Raw genomic sequence first — 18,543 nt, 5'->3', positions numbered from 1 at the left:
GAATGTGGAAGTATGTTCTCAGCCTGATTCTCTTTTTTCTTTCCCTGTTTTATTCCCTGACGCGAAGCCCGGAAGGGATCTATCTGAACTCGGATATTTTGTATCTTCCCGCGCTTGCTCTGGATGTGTTTCGGGACGGAGGAAATTTTCTTTCCTGGTCGTTCACCCCCTCTCCGTATTTTTTTCCGGACTTCCCGATCGTATCGATCCTCCTTTTGCTTTTTGAAAACGCATATCAGGCTCTACTTTGTTTCGCATTCTTACAGACGATCACGTTCACAGTTCTTATGGAACGTTTTTGGATTTTCGCACAGGAAGAACGGAACCGAAAAAAACTCTCCCAAAAGGAAGAACGGCGCGTGAAAGCCTGGGTGTTACTTTTGATTTCGTTTTTGTTGCTCGCCGCAGGCCTGTTCCCGGCTTTATACATTCTCTTCTTACCGTCGATCCATGCGAGTGCGTTCTTAATCGTGTTGTATGTTTGGCCTCTTCTTCACCAAAGAATGGAAAAACGAAACGCGATCTTTTTGTTTCTTTGGATCGCGCTTACCACAGCGTCCGATCGGATTCTCTTTATCGAGTTGATCGTTTCGGGAATCTTAGCCGGTTTTGTTTTTTCGTTCACAGTAAATCGAAAAGACAAAGGATGGAAACGGTATTTTCCCGAAAGTTCCAAACTTCTTTTACTCGCGGGTGTTTTCGGATTGATCCTGCATGCGATTCTAAAATCGTTTTTATACATCGAAAAGGCGGGACGAATCCCAGTGCAACTTTCGGTCGCGCAGGCAACGAAAGACGGAATCCGTTTTTTTACCGAAGCTCGACTTTGGTTCACGTCGGGTTTGCAAGGGAACGTTCCGGTGCCCGCGATCTTACTCTTACTTCTCGCGCTTGCCCTCCTTGCCGGTTTAACAAGAATTCGCAAAACGAAATCAACCGCGTTTCTGTTTTTTTTCTTTGCGGTTCTCGTCCTTGCGCCCGTTGCAACGGGATCATACATCGACGAATATAGCCTGCGTTATGCGGCACCGGCTTTGATCCTCGCACCATTTTTTCTATGTTTCGTCGCCGGATTTCCGAAACGTTATCTTACTCTCGGAATTTTTCTTTTATTCCTTTTGCTTTTGCTTCTCGGGCACAAATCGACCGAAAACGGTCAAAATCAACCGATTCGGCTCTCCCTGAGGGTACCACAGGAAACCGCGTGTATCGACACAATCGTCGAAAAAACGCCGATTTCACTGGTCGTGAGCGATTTTTGGGCTGCGAAAAGGATTTTCGTTTTTTCAAAAAAGAAAATTCGCTCCATCCATGTCGCCTACGGAACATTAGAAGGTTCTCATACGATTTCGAACAAAGATCGATATTTGCAAAATTACGCCGGAACCGTCGCGGTGTTTACGAAAGGATTCGGAGAAGAGCGGATTCGGGAGGTTTACGGAGTTCCGTCCAAACGATTTTCCTGCGAAAACGAAGCGTTCTTACTCTACGAAGATTCCCGCAGAATTCAGGAAGCGCTCCGTCGTCCGTTTCAAAAAACGAAATAGAGAAAGGGTTTTGTTTCCACGGTCAAGACAACGCCCACGATAAAACCGAGGGCGCTCAGTAAAGCGAAAAGACTCCAGTGAAGATTCTCCCGAAAGGATGAAAAAGAACCGGAGAATTCTTCTTTTCTACCGATCCAGGCCGCCGCGACCATCAGCCCAAAAATCGTCAGGAACTGAGTCTGCATCGTGTAAGTGGGTTCAATTCCGTCGCGAAACCGAAAAAGAGCGACAAACAGATCCATCGATCCCGAAAACGTTTTCGATCGAAAAAAAATCCAAATCAAACATACCAAAAGAATTACAAAAATCTGATATAGAATTTTCGCGATCCGAGCTACGAACAAACCTTCCGTCCAAGGAAAACGGATCCGGTCCCGAAACCATCGTTCCAACGCCAAACAAAGCCCGTGTAAAAATCCCCAGATCACGAAATTCCAACTCGCTCCGTGCCACAAGCCGCCTAGAATCATGGTGATCAAAAGATTGCGATAGGTCACAAGTCCGCTGATTCGATTTCCCCCGAGAGGAATGTAAAGATATTCGCGGAGCCAACCGGACAGGGAGATATGCCATCTTCTCCAAAAGTCGGAAAAACTATCCGCCGTATACGGAAGTTTGAAATTTTCAGGAAGACGCACTCCCAAAAGAAGCGCCGAACCGATCGCGATGTCCGTATAACCGGAAAAATCGCAATATATCTGGATCGCATACGAAACGACGCCCATCCAAGCGAAAACGGTGGAGACGGATTCCGGGAATTGATAAGCGAAGTCCGAAATCACGGAAATGCGATCGGCGATCACGGCCTTCTTCACGAAACCCAAAAGAATCAGCCAAATTCCTTCTCGAATCGGAACGTTTTCCCAGCGAAACAGGGAACGAAGCGCGGGCAGAAGAATTCTCGCGGAAACGATGGGACCGGCCACAAGCTGCGGAAAAAAGGAAAGGAATAGGGCATAATGCGCGAAACTCTTTTCCGCCGGGATTTGTTTTCTATAAACGTCGATCGAATAACTCAACGATTGAAACGTGTAAAACGAAATCCCAACCGGTAGAATCACCTTCAAAGCCGGAGCCTCGACGTTCCAGCCAAACGAATGAAAGAACTTTAAAAACGAATCCGTAAAGAAATTGAAATATTTAAAAAATCCGAGGACCGCAAGATTTCCGATTAAAGAAAGAAGGAGAAGAATTTTCCGCTTTCGAAGATTCTCCTGAGCATCCAAACCCCGACCCACGGAGTAATCCAGAACGGTAGTAAAAAGAATCAAGACCCCGAAGCGATAATCCCAGGAAAGATAGAAAAAATAACTGACCAAAAGCAGAAAATACAAAACGAAAACATTCTTCTTCGGAAAGAACGCGGCAAGAGCCCATCGAACGCACCAAACGATTGCAAAAAAAAGAAAGTATTGTGGAGTCGTAAAATTCATTCAAACCAAGGCGACGTACGAATCCAGAATTTCGGCAAAACGGAAATCCTCCAGCCGTTTTTCAATTCCAGCGAACATCTTAGGGAGAAAAGAAGCTGAAAGATTTATCGAACGAAATTCTAAACTCAATTCAGAAAGCCGTCTCCGAAATCCCCGATTCCTTGTCCGAGGACCTGGCCTTCGAAGTGGAAATGTTTTTGTCCAAGCTTCGGCTTCTCGGTTCTAAAAAGGGAAACGAAACTCGGGAAATCGATCGAGACGAACTCAAGCAAACCTTGTTCCAGATTCTTCGAGAGGACATGGTGTATTCTCTGCAAAAAATTCTCTCCGGAGCGAAATTCGTAAACGACTCGTTTCCGGACCTAACGCCGATTCATCGCGAAATTCTCGCAATTCTGAAAGAACTCGGAAATTATCACAGACCCCATCCAGGACGAGATTATTCCAGAATCTCATTGCTTGAATCCTGGTTTCAGGGGCTTTCCAAAACGTGGACATTCAACCTTCAAAGGGTGGTAGATACGTTCCAACTATATCGCTGGAAACTGTATTCCTTTGCAGAAGAACGTCCTTTTACGTATCAAAACCCATCTCAAGTCATCGAAAGAATTCTATCTCCCGAAGGTTCCGGTTTAAACTTTGCGCAGATCTACGAGGCCGAAGTTCTTTTACGGAAAAATTTTCAATTCCATCTTTTACGAAAAATCGGATCGGAAAACCGTCTCAAATATTTGATTTCCACGGAGATTTTAAGCTTAGAATCCGATTCCCTCATTCAAAACCTGCACGCAGTCATTTCCACACGTTTGAAAGAACTGCTCAGTATGCGGCAGTTAGAGCACGAGAATATTTTAAAAGAAAAGCTCGACCTCGAAAAAGAATTTCGCCAAGCGGAGAAGATTCAGAAAAAATCATTACGCGCGGATCTTCCCGGTCCTGAAGAAAGCGTAAAAATACAAATTCTGTACAAGCCCGTGCTTCCTGTCGGAGGCGACTTTTACACGATCCGCCGAATTTCCGGCACCGAATACGGAATTTTTCTTGCGGACATTTCGGGCCATGGAATCGGAGCCGCTTTGTTTTCCAATACGCTCAAATCCAGTTTTGAAAAAAATTCCGGATATTGGGAGCGTCCCGGCAAACTCTTAAGAAAAATCAATGAAGATGTGTATGGTAAACTGAACGATAACTTCATTACAGGAATTTATATTTATCTAAATATCAAAAAAAAGCTAATTAAATACGCTAATGCTGGTCATAATAAAGGGATTATTTTTAATCAGCAATTACCCAATTTTAAGCTCCGCTTTCTTTCTCCCGGAGGAAAGATCCTAGGCATCTTTCCTAAAATGGACTATAAAGAAAGGGAGATTCGGCTTAGTTCCGGAGATAGAATTGCGATTTTTACCGACGGAATCCCGGAAACCCACAACGCAGAACAAAAGATGTTAGGCGACCGGGAGCTCTACCGCTGGCTCACGCAGCGCGGCACTGCTTCGTCGGCCATTGCCGAAATTACCCCCGAGAGCATCGACCAGCGCCTGATCGAATTCAGAGGATCCAACAAGGCGGAGGATGACATATGCCTAATTTTAATCGATTTTAAGTAAGCTGATTCATTTCGATTCTTTTTTATAGATTATTTTTAATCAATTACTGCGGAAATCAAACCGTCCATTTATTCTTTACTCCACAATTTGGGCAAACTGCTAAAATTTCAGCCTTTACTCTTCGGCCTTTTGGTGTTTCTATTTTTCCAATAGCAACGAACTCGAAATCCACACCCTCCGGGACATAATGCCCAGCTCCGTATTTCGCGGAGCCTTCAATCATATACGAACAGGCGTGGCACCGCACGCGGAGTTTAATTACTTCAGCCATAAATATTCCGTAGATTGTCGGAAATGCCGGGCTTTCGTAAATTCCTTTTTCTGACACCTTTGCATCTGCAGGAATTTTTCCTACACATGACAGATTTGCATGATTCTTGATAAGCTATGATCTGTTTTTGTCTATAATCCCCCCAAAGGAGCCCTTTCCACAGGAACTCCGGCTCCGCAGCTCGAGCCTTCGTCCTTTGATCTATCTGCCGTCACTCCGGCACGGCTTTTCCTTTTGCGGGCATATCGCAGAACGTCCTGCAGAAGTTAGGCCCGTTTTTAAAGGATTCACGTGCCCTTATTTGATCAAAGCAGCCATTCGCCGATCCAATGGCCTTCCCTGCCGCTTCTTCGCAGAAACCGTAAACAAAGGCTCTCAACGACATTTAGCATTGGCCTATTTTTGAGCATTAAAACTTCTATATGTGACATAATCCCAAAGATCTTAGATTCCCAGTCTCCCTGTACTTTGTTGATTTCGGTTTTATAGGCATCCTACCTGAACCGCCCCTATTTGACGCCGACCGATCATGTTTAAATTTAGGCAGTTACCTATTTGCCCAAAGGACAGCCTTGGTTTCCTGAATTTGGCGGAGGATGTCGCGGAAATGTCAGCATTTGCCCATTTTTGGACATTTGCAACTTTGATTTTATGCCCTGTGCTCAGCACAGGGGGTTTTTAGCGTTTTGGGGCTTTTTTGGAGGATGTTTTTTTAGCGGGTGCTTTTGTCAGATCGACAGGAAGAGATGTTTGCTTGTCGGATGTTCTTGAGCCGGACGGTGCGTCAAAGTTCGTATCAATCCCCTGTTTTTTGTTTCTTTTGACCATATATACGAAGTGACGGATGTATTGCCCGTAGGGTTCCGGCAACGTTTTCGGATCAAAATCGAGGGGATTATCCAGAAGAGACTTCACAACTACTTGGCTTAAATCTTCTTTGCTCGTCATCATGATCGTTTCCAATCGTCTGCAAATTTCGTAATCGTTTACCTCAAGAGACATCTTTTTCATTGCGTTCAGCAATTTTTGAAAAGAAGACCGTTTCACTTTGGAAGCCATGGACAAAGATTTTCAGCCGTAGGCTGAAAAACAAACAAAATAAGAATTTTCTCTACGAGCGGATTTCTGTGTCGAAGTTCGGGCGAACTTGGAATGAAAGTTTTGATTTCCGATTGTCGCCGTTAGTCGACAGCCCGCCGGAAAGAATTTCATTATTTTGAAGATGAGAATTTTCGACCAGGTTTTGACTTTCGAGGATGAATGCCGCCTTAGTGAATCCTGAAACCGGAACGCTTTCTCCAAGAATTCCGACATTTGCAGGTTGTCGGGTTTGTATTCGAATCAAAGGAAAAATTCCCAGTAGATCAACCTTGGTTTTTAGCTCCCGTGGAAGCTTACCCCCGATTACCCAAGGGTCGCCGTTTTCTTGGACGGCACGGAACCTTTCGGATAAATCTTGCAATTCCGACATTTCCCGGATTTCAGCCCAATCCTCGGAAATCAGTGCCCTCTGCCCACCCTGCCATTGTCCCCTATTTTTCCGATCTTCGGCGTTTAGACCTAAAAGAACAACTTGCGACATCCTTTCACCGACAAAAGTCCGAACTCGATCGAAAGAATCACGGGAAGAAAATGCAGCTTCGGAGCTGATTGATTCTTTTGATGCGGAAGCGTTCGAGAGGCATCCGACCGAAAAGATCGGAATCGAAGAAAGTGCGGAAGAATGTTCCGACAACGAACTTACAAAATTCTCAGGCAAAAGAGAATGAGAAAAATCGCTCGTGGCAAAAACAAAATTGCGAGTATCTTTGAAAGAATTTTGAGACGGATTACTTTGAACAATAGCGCGACATCCGGTATACAAACTGAAAGCTAAAAAGTGAAATTCAGAGGCAGACAAATTTGCGACGATTCCGTTTTTGCCGGAACCAAAATCAAGAATCGGCTTTGAAGTCGATTTAGAAATTTCTTTTTGAGCAACGAGCCTTGTGTTTGAAATGGAAAAGTCCAACTGATCCAAATCAAAATCACTTGCGACCGGTTGCAATAAAACTCGGTCCACTTCCGTTTGATGCGTTAAAATTTCAGACTTCGCTTCCGACTGATTTTCGGACGCGGACAAGGATCCAACCATCCCGAACCCGACCAGCCCAGTAAGCAAGATTTGTGCCAGAAATTTTGTTTTTGCTCGAAAAAACATAGCAATTTTCTATAATTTGCCCGTTTTTCAAGAAAATGGAAGCTTTTTTTCGTGTTTTTCGGAGTTTTTTTAAGATTCAGGCCTAAGCAGTCTTGCGGAAAAGGCGCTTCACTCTCAACTTCCATTCCCAGAGAATAATTCCTTTTTCCTCTTCTTCGGCGCGGTCTTGTTCTTTTTCAAGAAGCGCGTAACACATGCTCGCGATTTCAGGCCCAAAATTTTTCCCTAACTCAACTTCGAACTCGGGAATTTTCATTTCTAAAATCAACTCCGCAAGACGAAAGCCTTCGTCCAGATTCAAAAGTTTTTGCTTAGCTAACTTTAAATCGTCCTTCTCAAATTCATTTCGAATCATTACCGCAAAAAAAGTTCGAATAAAAGAAACTTCCTCCGGCTTTAATTGGAAATCGAGTAGAAGTTGTTTTACCTTTTCCAGATCCATTCTCCTCAAATGAATCCGAGCCAAAAAGACCGGGTTCCCGGAATGAATATTGAGATTTCCCGAATCCATAATATCCGCAGCGCGAACTTTGTTGAAGTCTACGATTCCGGATTCTTTTTTATTGTTCGTTTCGGAAGGCGCCGCTTCGACGGCTTTATGAGCCGCGACTTTTTTGCGAACGATCAGCATGTTGAGAGAAGGAAAACGGATTTTCAGAGTGATCAAATCCTGGCGCGGATACGATTCATCCAGAACGAGATGGTGCATTTCCACCCCTTCTTCCCGAGAACGGATCAAATCCTCATTATTCTGAAAATGATACACGACAACCGGAAGGACGTCGCAGTCGCTTCCGCTATTGAGAAAAATAGTTCGAACCTCGTTTCCGGAATTGGAATGCTGATACGGGATCACGAGCTTCCCCTGCTTTACGTTTACGAAACTCAGTTCTCCCAAACGAAAGTGGGAGAGATTGAATTCTACCCCTAAAAAAACGACCCGCGGAACGGCGACGACGATGGAATTGTTTTTCGCACCCCGAGGCACTTCCGGCCCTTTTTGGGTAAAGACCACGTAGGTCATTTTTGCGAGGCGGACTTTTACTAAAAATCCACCCGGCGTTTTTCGTTCTTCATAGAGAGAATCGAGATCCACTTTAGCCAATCTCCAATTGTTTGAGTTTGTATTGCAAAGATCCCCTCGAAATTCCGAGGGCCCGCGCCATTCGAATTTGATTTCCGCCGAATAATTTTTGGGCCAGAAGAATCTTCTGTCGTTCCACGGCCTCGACCGCTCTGCGTAGATCGAGGTCTTCGGAATCGGGAATTGTCAGAATTCGATCCCGAATTTCCGTTCGGTCCTGAATTTCAATTTCGGAACCGGAGGAACTCAAAATAGATTCTTCTAAAAGATTGCGCAAGCCGGAAAGATTTTTCTCGAACCCCATTTTTGCGATCTTTTGAAGATTTTCCTCCGAAAGACGAAGGTCTTCGCGGCCGGAAGATTCTTTCAATTCCTCCAAAATCAACCGGATCGCGATTCGTTTTTGGGAAGAATCCAGTTTGTCCAGACTCGGAATTTCGATCGTCCTTTGGAGTAAAAACTCCCGAAACGGACGAAAGATTTCATTGGGCTCGACGCCTGCGGTTTCGGTAAAAATAAGACGAAATTTTCCCGACGCCGTGGACAAAAGTTGAAAGAAGAATTTTTGTTGGATCGAGGTGAATTTTTCCGCACCCTCGATCAGAATCGTTCCGGAATCGGTCATTCGAATCCACTCGTCCAAAGACTTTTCCAGCTTGGAAATTTGCTCGGGCAAAAATCCCAAAACCAGAATTCCCTTTTCCGGGTTCAAATTTCGATGCAGCCATTTTCCGAGCGTCTTTTTTCCGGAGCCCGCAGGACCCAAAATTCGAGCCCAGGAATTTTTTCTTTCGAGCCAATCGGGAGGAGAATCGCATCCGGAAATTTCCGCGAGCCAATCCGCGACCCCTTCCTTTTTCAAAGAATCAGCACGAGAATGAGAAGAAGAATGTGCTTTCAAAACGGAGGTTTTCACCTCCGCATTTGCCGAGATTTTTTGGGCCGCCAAGGCCCAAAGTAAAAGAACGGAATCTCCAGGTTTTTCCAAAAACTCGGCGAGAAAAAATCCTTCCAGGAAAGAATTTCCCCGAATCCCGGCAACCAAACACCCGGCGGAATTTGGATGAAACATATCATTTTCGGTCGCCCCAAACCAGACCGGAATAAAGTCGGAACCGCGATTGAGTCGATCCAAGTTCCCGGTAGACCGGGACAAGAAAGAATAGAAAAATCCGTCTTCGTCATAACCGACGCTCGCCACTTCTTCCAGACTTTGACCGTGGTCGGAACTCAACGTAAGAACTCCGCAAGCCGCGCCGGAAATCCGAATCCATTCTTCAAAGGCGTTTGCGAACTCTTTCCTCATGGTTTCCAAGGAAGAATTCTCCGCAAAGAATGGATTGAAATAGGACGGATGCACAAAGGGAAGATGTTTAAAATTAAGCATCCTGTCAACCAAGTACAGGAGAATGTCGGACGTCCGACAAAATCGATTCTGAAAAAGATTTTTTACTCAAAAAAGATCTAATTTCGGATAAATGATTGAAGATAGAAAACCTTCGGCCCATCTGGAAACGAGACCGAACTCGAAACGACGACGCGCATTTCGTACAAGAAAAATTCCTCCAATCCAAACCCGGTCTCGATAAGGATTCAATGTCGGATATCCGACAATAGAGTATAAGGTAGAATCATGATAGTTGTATCTATAGCAAACCAGAAAGGCGGAGAAGGAAAAACGACTACTTCTCTCAATCTGTCCATGGGGCTCGCGAGAAGAGGAAAAAAAACCCTGCTTGTCGACATCGATCCTCAGGCAAATTCAACCGGCATTTTTACGAATCCGGAAACTCTGGAAAAATCGATGCACGGGGTTTTTAACTCGAAAATGACGATCAAGGAAATCATGATCGAAACCAAACAACCCAATTTGTATCTGGCGCCTTCGAAGACAAATCTTGCCGAAGTGGAAACCCTTTCCGGAACTTCTGTTGACGCTCCCTATATTTTGCGAGACGCTCTCCAAAGTGTGGACGGAATCGAATTTTGCATCATCGACTGCCCTCCTAGTTTGTCGATTTTTACGATCAATGCGCTGGTTGGATCAAACTATGTTGTGATTCCTTTGCAGGCGGAAAAATTTTCCGTGGATGGGATTGTCGGGCTGCAGCAAACGATCACGAGTATCAAAAAAAGAATCAATCCCGGACTTGAAATCTTAGGCGCGCTCGTAACACAACTCAAACCGCAAACTCTTTTGACCAAAACGATTGTCCCCGTTCTTACAAAATATTTCCGTATTTTTGAAACGAGCATTTCCGACGGAGTGGCCGTGGGAGAATCTCATCTTGCAAAAAAATCGGTATTTGAGTATAACAAAACGAGCAAGCAGGCCCAAGAATACGAAGGCTTCATTGAGGAGTTTTTGAATGAGCTCAAAAAGTAAACGACTCGGCTCCCTTGCGGATGTATTCCAAGCCGAAAAGCTGGAAGGAACCGTCAAAAAAATCCGCCTCGAAAAAATTCTTCCATCGGAAAATCAACCCCGCCAGGATCGAAAAAAAGGCGTGGAAGATCTTGCGAGAAGCTTGGAAAAAGACGGACTTTTGCAGCCCATCATTGTAACAAAACAGAATCCGGAAGACGAAAATTACAGAATCGTTGCGGGAGAAAGAAGATACCACGCGGCCAAACAACTCGGCTGGATCGAAGTAGAATGTAAAATTTTAGACCGGGATGAAAAAGAAACCTTTCGGCTCGCTATCATCGAAAACCTCCAAAGAGAAAACCTATCTCCTTACGAAGAAGTCGAGGCCATGTCTCATTTGAAGACAAGCTTCAAATACACGGATCAAGAACTGGGAACGCTGTTTGGAAAAAGCAGAAGTTACATGACGGAACTCCTCGGAATTTCAGACTTAAGCAAGGACGAATTGAGATTCTGCAAAGAAGCCGGAATCGAAAGTAAGAATCTATTGATCCAGGCAGTTTCCGCGTCCCGCAAAGGAACATTTTCGGAATTCTTAAATTTATTCCAAACCGGGGCGCTCAAAACGGTCAAGGACGCGAAGTCGTTCAATCGCGAGGAAGACAACCTCTTCTCTCCCAAGGCCTTAAACAACGCAGGCCCGAAGACTTCTTCCTCCGGATCAAAAACAGTCGAATACAAGATAACAAAAAAACAAGGTTTGATTCAGATCAGTTCCGAAAACGAAGAGTTGCTTGGAGAAATTTTAAAACTGATCAAAAAAGAAATCCGCAAAAAATTCGAATCAGCATAATTGCGGACAGAATGTCGCTTAACAAAATTATTAAGCGACATTAAAAAGGTACATACAGGTACTTAGCAAAAGAAATTTTCAAAACCCCGGAAAAAACATTCAATGGGATTGACAAAGCTCCACCTCGAATGTTTAATGTGACATAATATAGTAAACGGAAATATAGTACGAAGCTCAAATCCGGAAGGATTCGGGCCGAAGGCGTATTTTCTGGATCCGGATAAAAAAATTCCCCTGGAGAACCAGGGGCCGGATTTTCCCGAAGGAATGTTGTTGGATGAGACATAAGTATCATTATGTCGGATAATGTCAACCTTCTTCGGAATTTTTGCTTAAAATTAATGTACTTCCGAAGCGGAGGGACCCGAAAAGAAAGATGGGCGAACATTATCCATACATCAAATTTTTCGCAGATATCATCGAATCTGGCGTCTGGGCGAGCCTTTCTTCGGCCGCAAAAACACTCTATTTGGTGCTGCTTAAATTTAGTGATCAGCATTTCAAACCCGTCTGGCCCAGTACGGAAATTTTGCTCAAACTGACCGGCTTTAAAACAAAAAAGTCCATCATCCAAGGAAAGAGAGATCTGATTCAAGCGGGGTTGCTTCAAGTGACTCCGGGTACAGGACATACAAGTTCGCGTTATTATTTTTGCTTCAACTACCCCGGTTCCAAAATTCCACCGCAGGGGTATATTTTCGGGCACCCCGGGGGTGGCGAATCGGGATCTCCGGAGGTGTCGGGACGGCGACCTCAGGGGTCGGCAGAAGGAGCCCCAAACCATATCAATATAACCATAACCAACAATCAAAATCAGGAACCAGAAAGGAAAAAAGTACATTTAGATTTGGATTCTTTGGAAGAAAAATACGGGGCTTCTACTTTAGCGGAAGCGCTCGGAATTGCAAAAGCTCGAGGAATGGAAACGAATTTAAAGTATGTTCAAGGGATCTGTAAGAACTTAATGCGGACTCACTCGGGGACAATGCCGGAATTTAATCAGGAATCCGAAACGCCGAAACAGGACGCAACTTGGAATGGATTCCTTCATTGGTCGCGGGAAAGACTCACCCGATCGAGCATAGAAATTTTAGAACGAATTCGAGTCGAGCCGGATGGAAGAACGCTCTGTGTGTTGGACGGTGTGCCGGAGTCGTTGCGAATGATCATAGCAAAGTACTTCACAGAGGAAATCCGTCCCCCGATATTGGTTATATTTTCCGCGAAAACCGAAGAAAATCGAACTACATCCTCGAAATATTAAAAAGAGAACCAGGACAAATCTTGAATGAATTCTGAATCAATTCGAATCAGTCACCCCGGTCTGATCAAAATCCGTGAAATCAAATCATCGGGAACCAGCGATTTAAAAGAAGGAAAATTACTCCGTTATTCGGAAGCGAAGGATTCTCCCGGAATTTCCGCCCTCACCTTGCACTTTGACGGAGTTTCCAGTCTCAATCAAATCCGTCTTCATTCGAATCCGCAAGAGGTAGCATTTTTTCCCGACACATTCCGTTTCGAAATCTCGATGGACGGGGTTGTATGGGAGCCGATTTTGCAAGAGACCGGATTTAGGCGTTTGAATCAGAAGACCGGGCTTTGGAATTTTTCTCTGGTTCAAGCTAAGTTTTTAAAGCTGATCTGCCAGGTGAGCGAGAAAGACGCCTCGGGAAAATATAAGATCGCTCTTGGTCAGTTAGAAGTAGGAATTTCGGGCATCGTCAAAATCGGAGTCAGCACGGAACAGGATCGATTCTGGGTAAAAGAAAATCTCATCGACGAGCGGCCCGACTACGGATGGTCATCAAAAGAATCTTCCAAGCCGTCGGAGGAATTCTTTCTTGTGGATTTAGGATCGATCAGTCGCGTGAATGAGCTGCGACTTCTGACTCCGAAATTAAACCCGACTTTTTTTCCCGAAAGATTTACCGTTTATTATAGCGAAGACGATCTTTCTTGGAACCAGTTGCTTGAGGAGAATCAATTCTTATCCGAGCCGGGGGTTTGGTATCAGTGGAGATTTTTGCCGACGAACGTGCGTTATCTGAAGCTCGTCGCGCGCCAGAAAGAAAAGAAAGGCCAAGAAATTTATCAGACAAAAATCGTAGAATTGGAATTGTATGCGACGCCGCATTTGAGCGATCTCACGAATAAACCGACGGCCGAACCTCTTCCTTACGCGACCGTGTTGCGGTCGGGGTTGGTGCGTTTGGCAGTGGACGGGGAAAATTCGGAGGGAGTTGCGGTTCAGTCCAACGATAGAAGATTGAGAGACGCTTCTACCGAATACAAGGGGATCGTCGAACTTGCGGGAGACGGAGAAGATAAGGAAGGCGTAGTCGTTCAAGGAAACGACAAACGTTTAAAACATTCCACGGAACTCGCGCACGGTTTGGTTCGTCTGGCGTCGAATGGCGAAAATCGGGCGGAAAGAGTTGTTCAAGGAAGTGACGACCGTTTGAAGGCAGCAACCGTTTCCAGTCTCGGGATTGTCGAACTCGCGGAGAACGGTGAAACAAAAGAAGGTGTTGTCGTTCAAGGAAACGACGATCGACTGAAAATCGCCACCACGAAAAAATACGGATTGGCGATTCTTTCCGAACCGGGCGCTTCGGAACCGGGAAAAGCGGTTACTGCCGATGATCCGAGAATTCGAAAAGCGAACACGGAATTTCCCGGGATTGTTCGGTTTGCGAAAAGCGGAGAAGACTCGGCGGAGGCGGCGGTGCAGGGAAATGACAAACGCCTAAAAATCGCCACCGCGGAATCGTATGGAATCGTTCAGCTAGCACAGTCGGGTGAATCGAAAGAAGGTCTTGTCGTTCAAGGAAATGATAAGCGACTTCGCAATGCCACGACTTCTTATCCCGGAATCGTGGAAATTGCGACATTGGGCAGCAATGCGCCGGGCAAAGTGGTTTCCGCCGACGACCCGAGATTATCCGACAAAAGAGATCCGAAACCGCATGCACACGATTACGCACCGCTGGATCACGACTTTAGTTCTCATACGGGATTCTTAAAAGTAAAAGGAAATACCGAAGCTTCTTATACGAACATTTCTCCCCCGCCGGAAAATCATGCGCCCATTTATGGGAAGAATGAAAGCGAGAAAGGAGCCGGAATTGTCGGCGCGGGTCGGAACACCGGCTTAATCGGCTACGGAGAACAATACGGAGTTCGTGGAGATTCTTCTTCGGGCGAAAAGGACGCAGCCGGAGTTGTCGGTCTCGCCAAACGAGGGTTTGGCGGAATGTTCCATTCGAGATCCGGAATCGCGCTTTATGCGACCGGAAAAGGAATCGCTTCTTTGGGAGAAACGGGATCGGGCAAGGCGATACTTGCGGAAGGAGAATCCGAATTTTCCGGTACTGTTCGGATTTCGACGGGAAAGAATTCCGACTGCATCGCAAGATTCTTTCCCGTAAATCCTTCGGACGTGATTTCCGAAGGCGACATTTTGGTTATGGGGGAAGACGGAAGATTGCAAAAGGCAAAGACGGCTAACGCAACGCATGCGATCGGCGTTGCCGTGAAATCGGCGGCCCTACTCTTCGGAAACGAAGCTCCTGCGGACGGAACTCATTGGCTGGTTGCGGTTTCGGGTGTCGTTCTGGTGAATGCGGATGCGTCCGCATATCCGATTCAACCCGGAAGTTTGCTCGTGACCGGTTTGACGGGCGGACACGCTGTTCGAATTTCGGCGGAATCTCTTCGGCCGGGTTCTTTGTTTGGCAAGGCTTTGAGTCCTCTTCGATCCGGAAAAGGTCAGATCCAGATTCTTCTTTGCTTTCAATAAACGGGAATTTATGAAAAAAATATCTGAAATTTACGGCTCTGCCAAAGGGTCGGTGTATTCGTTTGAATTCTTCCCTCCGAAAACTCCGGAAGGAGATGTGAAATTGATGGAGACGGTAAAGGAACTGTCTCGTTTGAATCCCGACTTTGTAACGGTGACATACGGCGCAGGAGGTTCGACGAGGGATAAAACCGTGCAAATTTTGTCCGAGATTTCTAAGAATTATTCCGTTCCGACGGTTTCCCATTTTACCTGTGTCGGTGCAAATCGAGATCAGATTCGGGAAATGTTGAAAGGAATTCGTTCGGCGGGAATCGTCAATCTGATGGCGTTACGCGGAGATCCTCCTAAGGGCGAAGGCGAATTCAAAAAAACCGAGGGCGGATTTGCAAACGCGACGGAGCTTATTTCGTTTATCCGTTCCGAGAAGATGGACTTTTGTATCGGCGGCGGGTGTTATCCCGAAAAACATCCGAATGCAAAAACGTTGGAAGAAGACGTTCGCCATCTAAAGTTAAAAGTGGAAGCGGGGACGGATTTTTTGGTTTCTCAGCTTTTCTTTGTAAATTCCATCTTTGAGAATTTTTTAAATCTCGTGAGAAAGGTCGGAATTACGATTCCTGTGATTCCGGGAATTATGCCGATCACTTCGTTTTCTCAGATTGAACGGTTTCGTTCCTTGGCGGCATGCGAGTTTCCTTCTTCTTTGATCGAGGATTTGCAGGAAGTCGAGCATCGCCCCGAGGAATTTTATCGGAGAAGTTTGAATTTTACGGTGAAACAGTGTCGCGAACTGCTCGCGATGGGAGCGCCCGGGATTCATCTTTATACGCTCAATCAATCGCATGCGAGTTACGACATTGTGCGGGAATTGAAGGGATAAGGTAAGAGCTACGACAGGATCTTTTCGTGAAACAGAGCAGCGCCCCACCCTCTTAGGGTGGAGGAGGCGGGCGTTTGGTGGGGAATTTCGGAGGATTTTTCTATATCAGAAGATTCTTTTTTTGTAAACCGTTTTCTTGTGAGGAAAGTGTGGGAGCTCCTACGGTTCCCCTCTGAAAAAACGATTGATATTGTTTTTTATTTTTGCGCATTCGCGATTTTACTTTAAAAGAGATCTTTTTCTTTCCCCGCAGGCAGAAAACCCGCATCCACTCCCTTTCGATACAGGGTAAGAATCGCTTCTCTTCCATCGGTTCCGAGGGAACGCGTAAATTCGTTCACATACAATCCGATATGCGCATCCACTACTTCTCGAGTCGTATCTTGAGAATGTTTGAGGATGTATTCATAAGTCTCTTCTCGATTTTTGTAGGCAAGGTCCAAACTGTGTTTCAGGGAAGAATCGAAATTCTCCTTTAACGGAGCGCCCAAATCTCGGCGAAAGGCGATCGCGCCTAACGGAATGTGTTTGCCCGTCGTTTCTTCCCACCATTCTCCGAGGTCCTGAAGTTTGACCAATCCTTGTTTTTCGTAAGTGAATCTTTCTTCGTGAATGAGAACGCCGAAGTCGGCTTCTTCTGCAAGAAGAAGCGGGATGATTTTGTCGTACCGAACCGCGGTTGGTTGAAAGTCGTTCTTTAAGAAAAGTTTCAAAAGCAAGTTCGCGGTGGTTAGTTCACCCGGAATCAGGATTTTTTTTCCTTTTGCGTTTCCGGGATTCTTCCCTTTTTTATAAACAAGAAGCGGTCCGCAATTTCTCCCAAGCGCCGAGCCTGAATCCAAAATCGAATATCGATCCATAACGGAAAAATATGCGGCAAAGGAAAGTTTCGTTGCTTGGTATTTTCCGGCAAACGCGGCACGATTGAGTTCTTCGACGTCGTGCAGTTCTTCACGGACTCGGAATTGATCCGTAGCCTTTCCGTGCGCAAGATGATAAAATAAAAACGTATCGTTAGGACAGGGAGAATAAGCTAAGCTGAGTTCCATCATGTTTCTACTTAGATTCCATTGTTTCGAATTTTGCCGAAAAAAGAAAGTCTCTTCTTGCAACTTTAATTTGCAGATGTTGTCGGAACTTTGATGAGATTCTTTATCTGAAAACCGAAAATGTTCCGACAGCATCTTTGATTTTCGATTGTGAAATGCGGGATTTTCTGATAAAGGAAAATTGGCCCGAGCACTCCCGCCTCCTCTCCACCACCGCCCAATTTCAGGGTGGGGCCAGGGCGCCCGTTTCACAAAAAAATGTCGTACCTCCGACAAATCCTCAAAAAATCATTCACGAAAGCGATCGCCCTGATTTACTGAAAGAATCATGTCCTTTGACCCGACACAAATTCACACGATCGCCGTCGATTTGGACGGAACTCTTCTCAACTCCAAAAGCAGAATTTCTCCCCTCACCCATTCCGTTTTGCAAAAGGCGATCGATCAGGGAAAAAATCTCGTGATCGCAACCGGCAGAAGATTTTATTCCACGTTCGCCTTTGCGAAAGAATTCAAGGGAGAAGTTCACGTCGTGTCCAACAACGGGCAGATCCTGCGTAAGTCTCCGAACGCCGAGCGGATTGCGGAAAGTTATCTGGAACTCGACGTCGTACATAAAATTCTTCATTTAGGAAAAGAATTTCATACGCCTCCGATTCTTCATGTGGATCGATTCGAGGAAGGCATCGACATGTTGACCGAGGTTCCGATCACGGACGGAATGTATCACAACTATTCCGGCGGAGATCATTCGCGAACAAGATCCATCGGAGATCTTTTGTCCGCCGATCTTGAAAAAATATTGGTGATTTGTTTTTTGTCTCTTCTCAAAGAAGATTTGGATTCTCTGGTTCATAAAATTTCCGCGTTACCGGAAGCCTCTTCTCTTCGATGTATTCTCACCAAAATCCCCGGGGTGTCGTATTGTGTGGAAATCATCAACGTCTCCGTATCCAAATGGTCGGGCATTTCCCGGTTCTTATCTCTTAAGGGATTGGATGGAAGCGGTGTCATCTCTTTCGGGGATGAAAGAAACGACTTGGAGATGCTGCTTCACAGCGGCGCGGGCTTTGCGATGAGAAATGCGATTCCCGAAATCAGAAATTCCGCGAGGCACGTTACGCGATACAGCAACGAAGAAGACGGAGTCGCTCTCGCCTTAGTGGAGAATGGGATCGTTCTTTTTTGAAACGGGCGCTGGTCCGCAGCTTTTGCACGCTCCGTTGTAACAACCGAAATCCTCTTCGTTGTTTCCAGAAGATTTATCCGTAAATTCGCGGATCAGGGAGATCAAAGGAAAGAATAATCGAATCGCCGTTAGGCTGACGATTCCGTAGACGATCCAATCCTGCGTTTGTATCTCCAGGTGCATATTACCAAATTGAAAATCAGTCTCAATAAAGTCAACAGAAAGTTTTTTGAGACAGTGACACTTCTTTGACA

16 protein-coding genes are annotated in these 18,543 nt (G+C 45.4%); 8 read left to right on the top strand and 8 right to left on the bottom strand.

Annotation, left to right across the window (positions count from 1 at the left end; all coding sequences use genetic code 11):
- Positions 1-2 precede the first annotated feature (2 nt).
- Positions 3-1,547 carry a hypothetical protein gene (locus LFX17_RS18680; RefSeq protein WP_238748185.1) on the top strand — a complete coding sequence of 515 codons (1,545 nt, stop codon included), beginning with the start codon at positions 3-5 and terminating at the stop codon, positions 1,545-1,547.
- On the opposite strand, the gene LFX17_RS18675 is transcribed toward LFX17_RS18680, so the two are convergent.
- Entirely contained in the window at positions 1,532-2,980 is a 1,449-nt protein-coding gene (locus LFX17_RS18675) for an MBOAT family O-acyltransferase (RefSeq protein ID WP_238731714.1), read from the bottom strand. The genes LFX17_RS18680 and LFX17_RS18675 overlap by 16 nt on opposite strands.
- 197 nt (positions 2,981-3,177) lie before the next feature.
- Here LFX17_RS18675 and LFX17_RS18670 point away from each other — a divergent pair, with 197 nt between their 5' ends.
- Positions 3,178-4,590, top strand: a complete 1,413-nt coding sequence (locus LFX17_RS18670; RefSeq protein WP_238748183.1) for a PP2C family protein-serine/threonine phosphatase — start codon at positions 3,178-3,180, stop codon at positions 4,588-4,590.
- A 55-nt stretch (positions 4,591-4,645) separates the two neighbouring features.
- Here the strand turns inward: LFX17_RS18670 and LFX17_RS18665 are convergent, their stop codons facing one another.
- From LFX17_RS18665 to LFX17_RS18645, 5 genes are all read right to left on the bottom strand, one after another.
- Positions 4,646-4,861: a hypothetical protein gene (locus tag LFX17_RS18665; RefSeq protein ID WP_238748181.1), complete on the bottom strand. Its 216-nt coding sequence runs from the start codon at positions 4,859-4,861 to the stop codon at positions 4,646-4,648.
- Between the two features lie 678 nt (positions 4,862-5,539).
- On the bottom strand, positions 5,540-5,920 hold the full coding sequence (locus tag LFX17_RS18660) for a phosphatidylinositol phospholipase (protein WP_238731710.1): 381 nt from the start codon (positions 5,918-5,920) through the stop codon (positions 5,540-5,542).
- Between the two features lie 52 nt (positions 5,921-5,972).
- Positions 5,973-6,443: a hypothetical protein gene (locus LFX17_RS18655; protein WP_238731709.1), complete on the bottom strand. Its 471-nt coding sequence runs from the start codon at positions 6,441-6,443 to the stop codon at positions 5,973-5,975.
- Positions 6,444-7,143: 700 nt separating this feature from the next.
- Positions 7,144-8,157 carry a hypothetical protein gene (locus LFX17_RS18650; RefSeq protein WP_238732065.1) on the bottom strand — a complete coding sequence of 338 codons (1,014 nt, stop codon included), beginning with the start codon at positions 8,155-8,157 and terminating at the stop codon, positions 7,144-7,146.
- Position 8,158: 1 nt separating this feature from the next.
- On the bottom strand, positions 8,159-9,532 hold the full coding sequence (locus LFX17_RS18645; RefSeq protein ID WP_238731708.1) for a helix-turn-helix domain-containing protein: 1,374 nt from the start codon (positions 9,530-9,532) through the stop codon (positions 8,159-8,161).
- 246 nt (positions 9,533-9,778) lie between these two features.
- On the opposite strand from LFX17_RS18645, the gene LFX17_RS18640 reads away from it, so the two are divergent.
- The 5 genes from LFX17_RS18640 to metF all read left to right on the top strand — a co-directional run bounded on the left by LFX17_RS18640 (position 9,779) and on the right by metF (position 16,051).
- Positions 9,779-10,531 carry a ParA family protein gene (locus LFX17_RS18640; protein WP_135570808.1) on the top strand — a complete coding sequence of 251 codons (753 nt, stop codon included), beginning with the start codon at positions 9,779-9,781 and terminating at the stop codon, positions 10,529-10,531.
- On the top strand, positions 10,515-11,366 hold the full coding sequence (locus LFX17_RS18635) for a ParB/RepB/Spo0J family partition protein (protein ID WP_238731707.1): 852 nt from the start codon (positions 10,515-10,517) through the stop codon (positions 11,364-11,366). The genes LFX17_RS18640 and LFX17_RS18635 overlap by 17 nt, the downstream gene beginning before the upstream one ends.
- Positions 11,367-11,742: 376 nt before the next feature.
- A complete protein-coding gene (locus tag LFX17_RS18630; RefSeq protein WP_238731706.1) occupies positions 11,743-12,630 on the top strand; it encodes a helix-turn-helix domain-containing protein in 888 nt (295 codons plus the stop codon).
- A 24-nt stretch (positions 12,631-12,654) separates the two neighbouring features.
- Complete coding sequence (locus LFX17_RS18625; protein ID WP_238748179.1) at positions 12,655-15,168, top strand: discoidin domain-containing protein; 2,514 nt, start codon at positions 12,655-12,657, stop codon at positions 15,166-15,168.
- A 10-nt stretch (positions 15,169-15,178) separates the two neighbouring features.
- Positions 15,179-16,051 (top strand): methylenetetrahydrofolate reductase [NAD(P)H], encoded by an 873-nt coding sequence (metF, locus tag LFX17_RS18620; protein WP_238748178.1) that lies wholly within the window; start codon positions 15,179-15,181, stop codon positions 16,049-16,051.
- 224 nt (positions 16,052-16,275) lie between these two features.
- On the opposite strand, the gene LFX17_RS18615 is transcribed toward metF, so the two are convergent.
- Positions 16,276-17,100 (bottom strand): 1,4-dihydroxy-6-naphthoate synthase, encoded by an 825-nt coding sequence (locus tag LFX17_RS18615; RefSeq protein ID WP_238748756.1) that lies wholly within the window; start codon positions 17,098-17,100, stop codon positions 16,276-16,278.
- A gap of 328 nt (positions 17,101-17,428) precedes the next feature.
- Between LFX17_RS18615 and LFX17_RS18610 the strand changes: the two genes are divergently transcribed.
- Entirely contained in the window at positions 17,429-18,289 is an 861-nt protein-coding gene (locus tag LFX17_RS18610; protein WP_238731703.1) for an HAD family hydrolase, read from the top strand.
- On the opposite strand, the gene LFX17_RS18605 is transcribed toward LFX17_RS18610, so the two are convergent.
- Entirely contained in the window at positions 18,260-18,472 is a 213-nt protein-coding gene (locus LFX17_RS18605; RefSeq protein ID WP_238731702.1) for a hypothetical protein, read from the bottom strand. The two genes, LFX17_RS18610 and LFX17_RS18605, sit on opposite strands and share 30 nt — an antisense overlap.
- Positions 18,473-18,543: the final 71 nt, after the last annotated feature.

The sequence above is a fragment of the Leptospira sanjuanensis genome (assembly GCF_022267375.1).
GTDB lineage: Bacteria > Spirochaetota > Leptospiria > Leptospirales > Leptospiraceae > Leptospira > Leptospira sanjuanensis.
The sequence above is the reverse complement of the archived record's forward strand: the minus strand, read 5'-3'. Positions and strand labels throughout refer to the sequence as shown.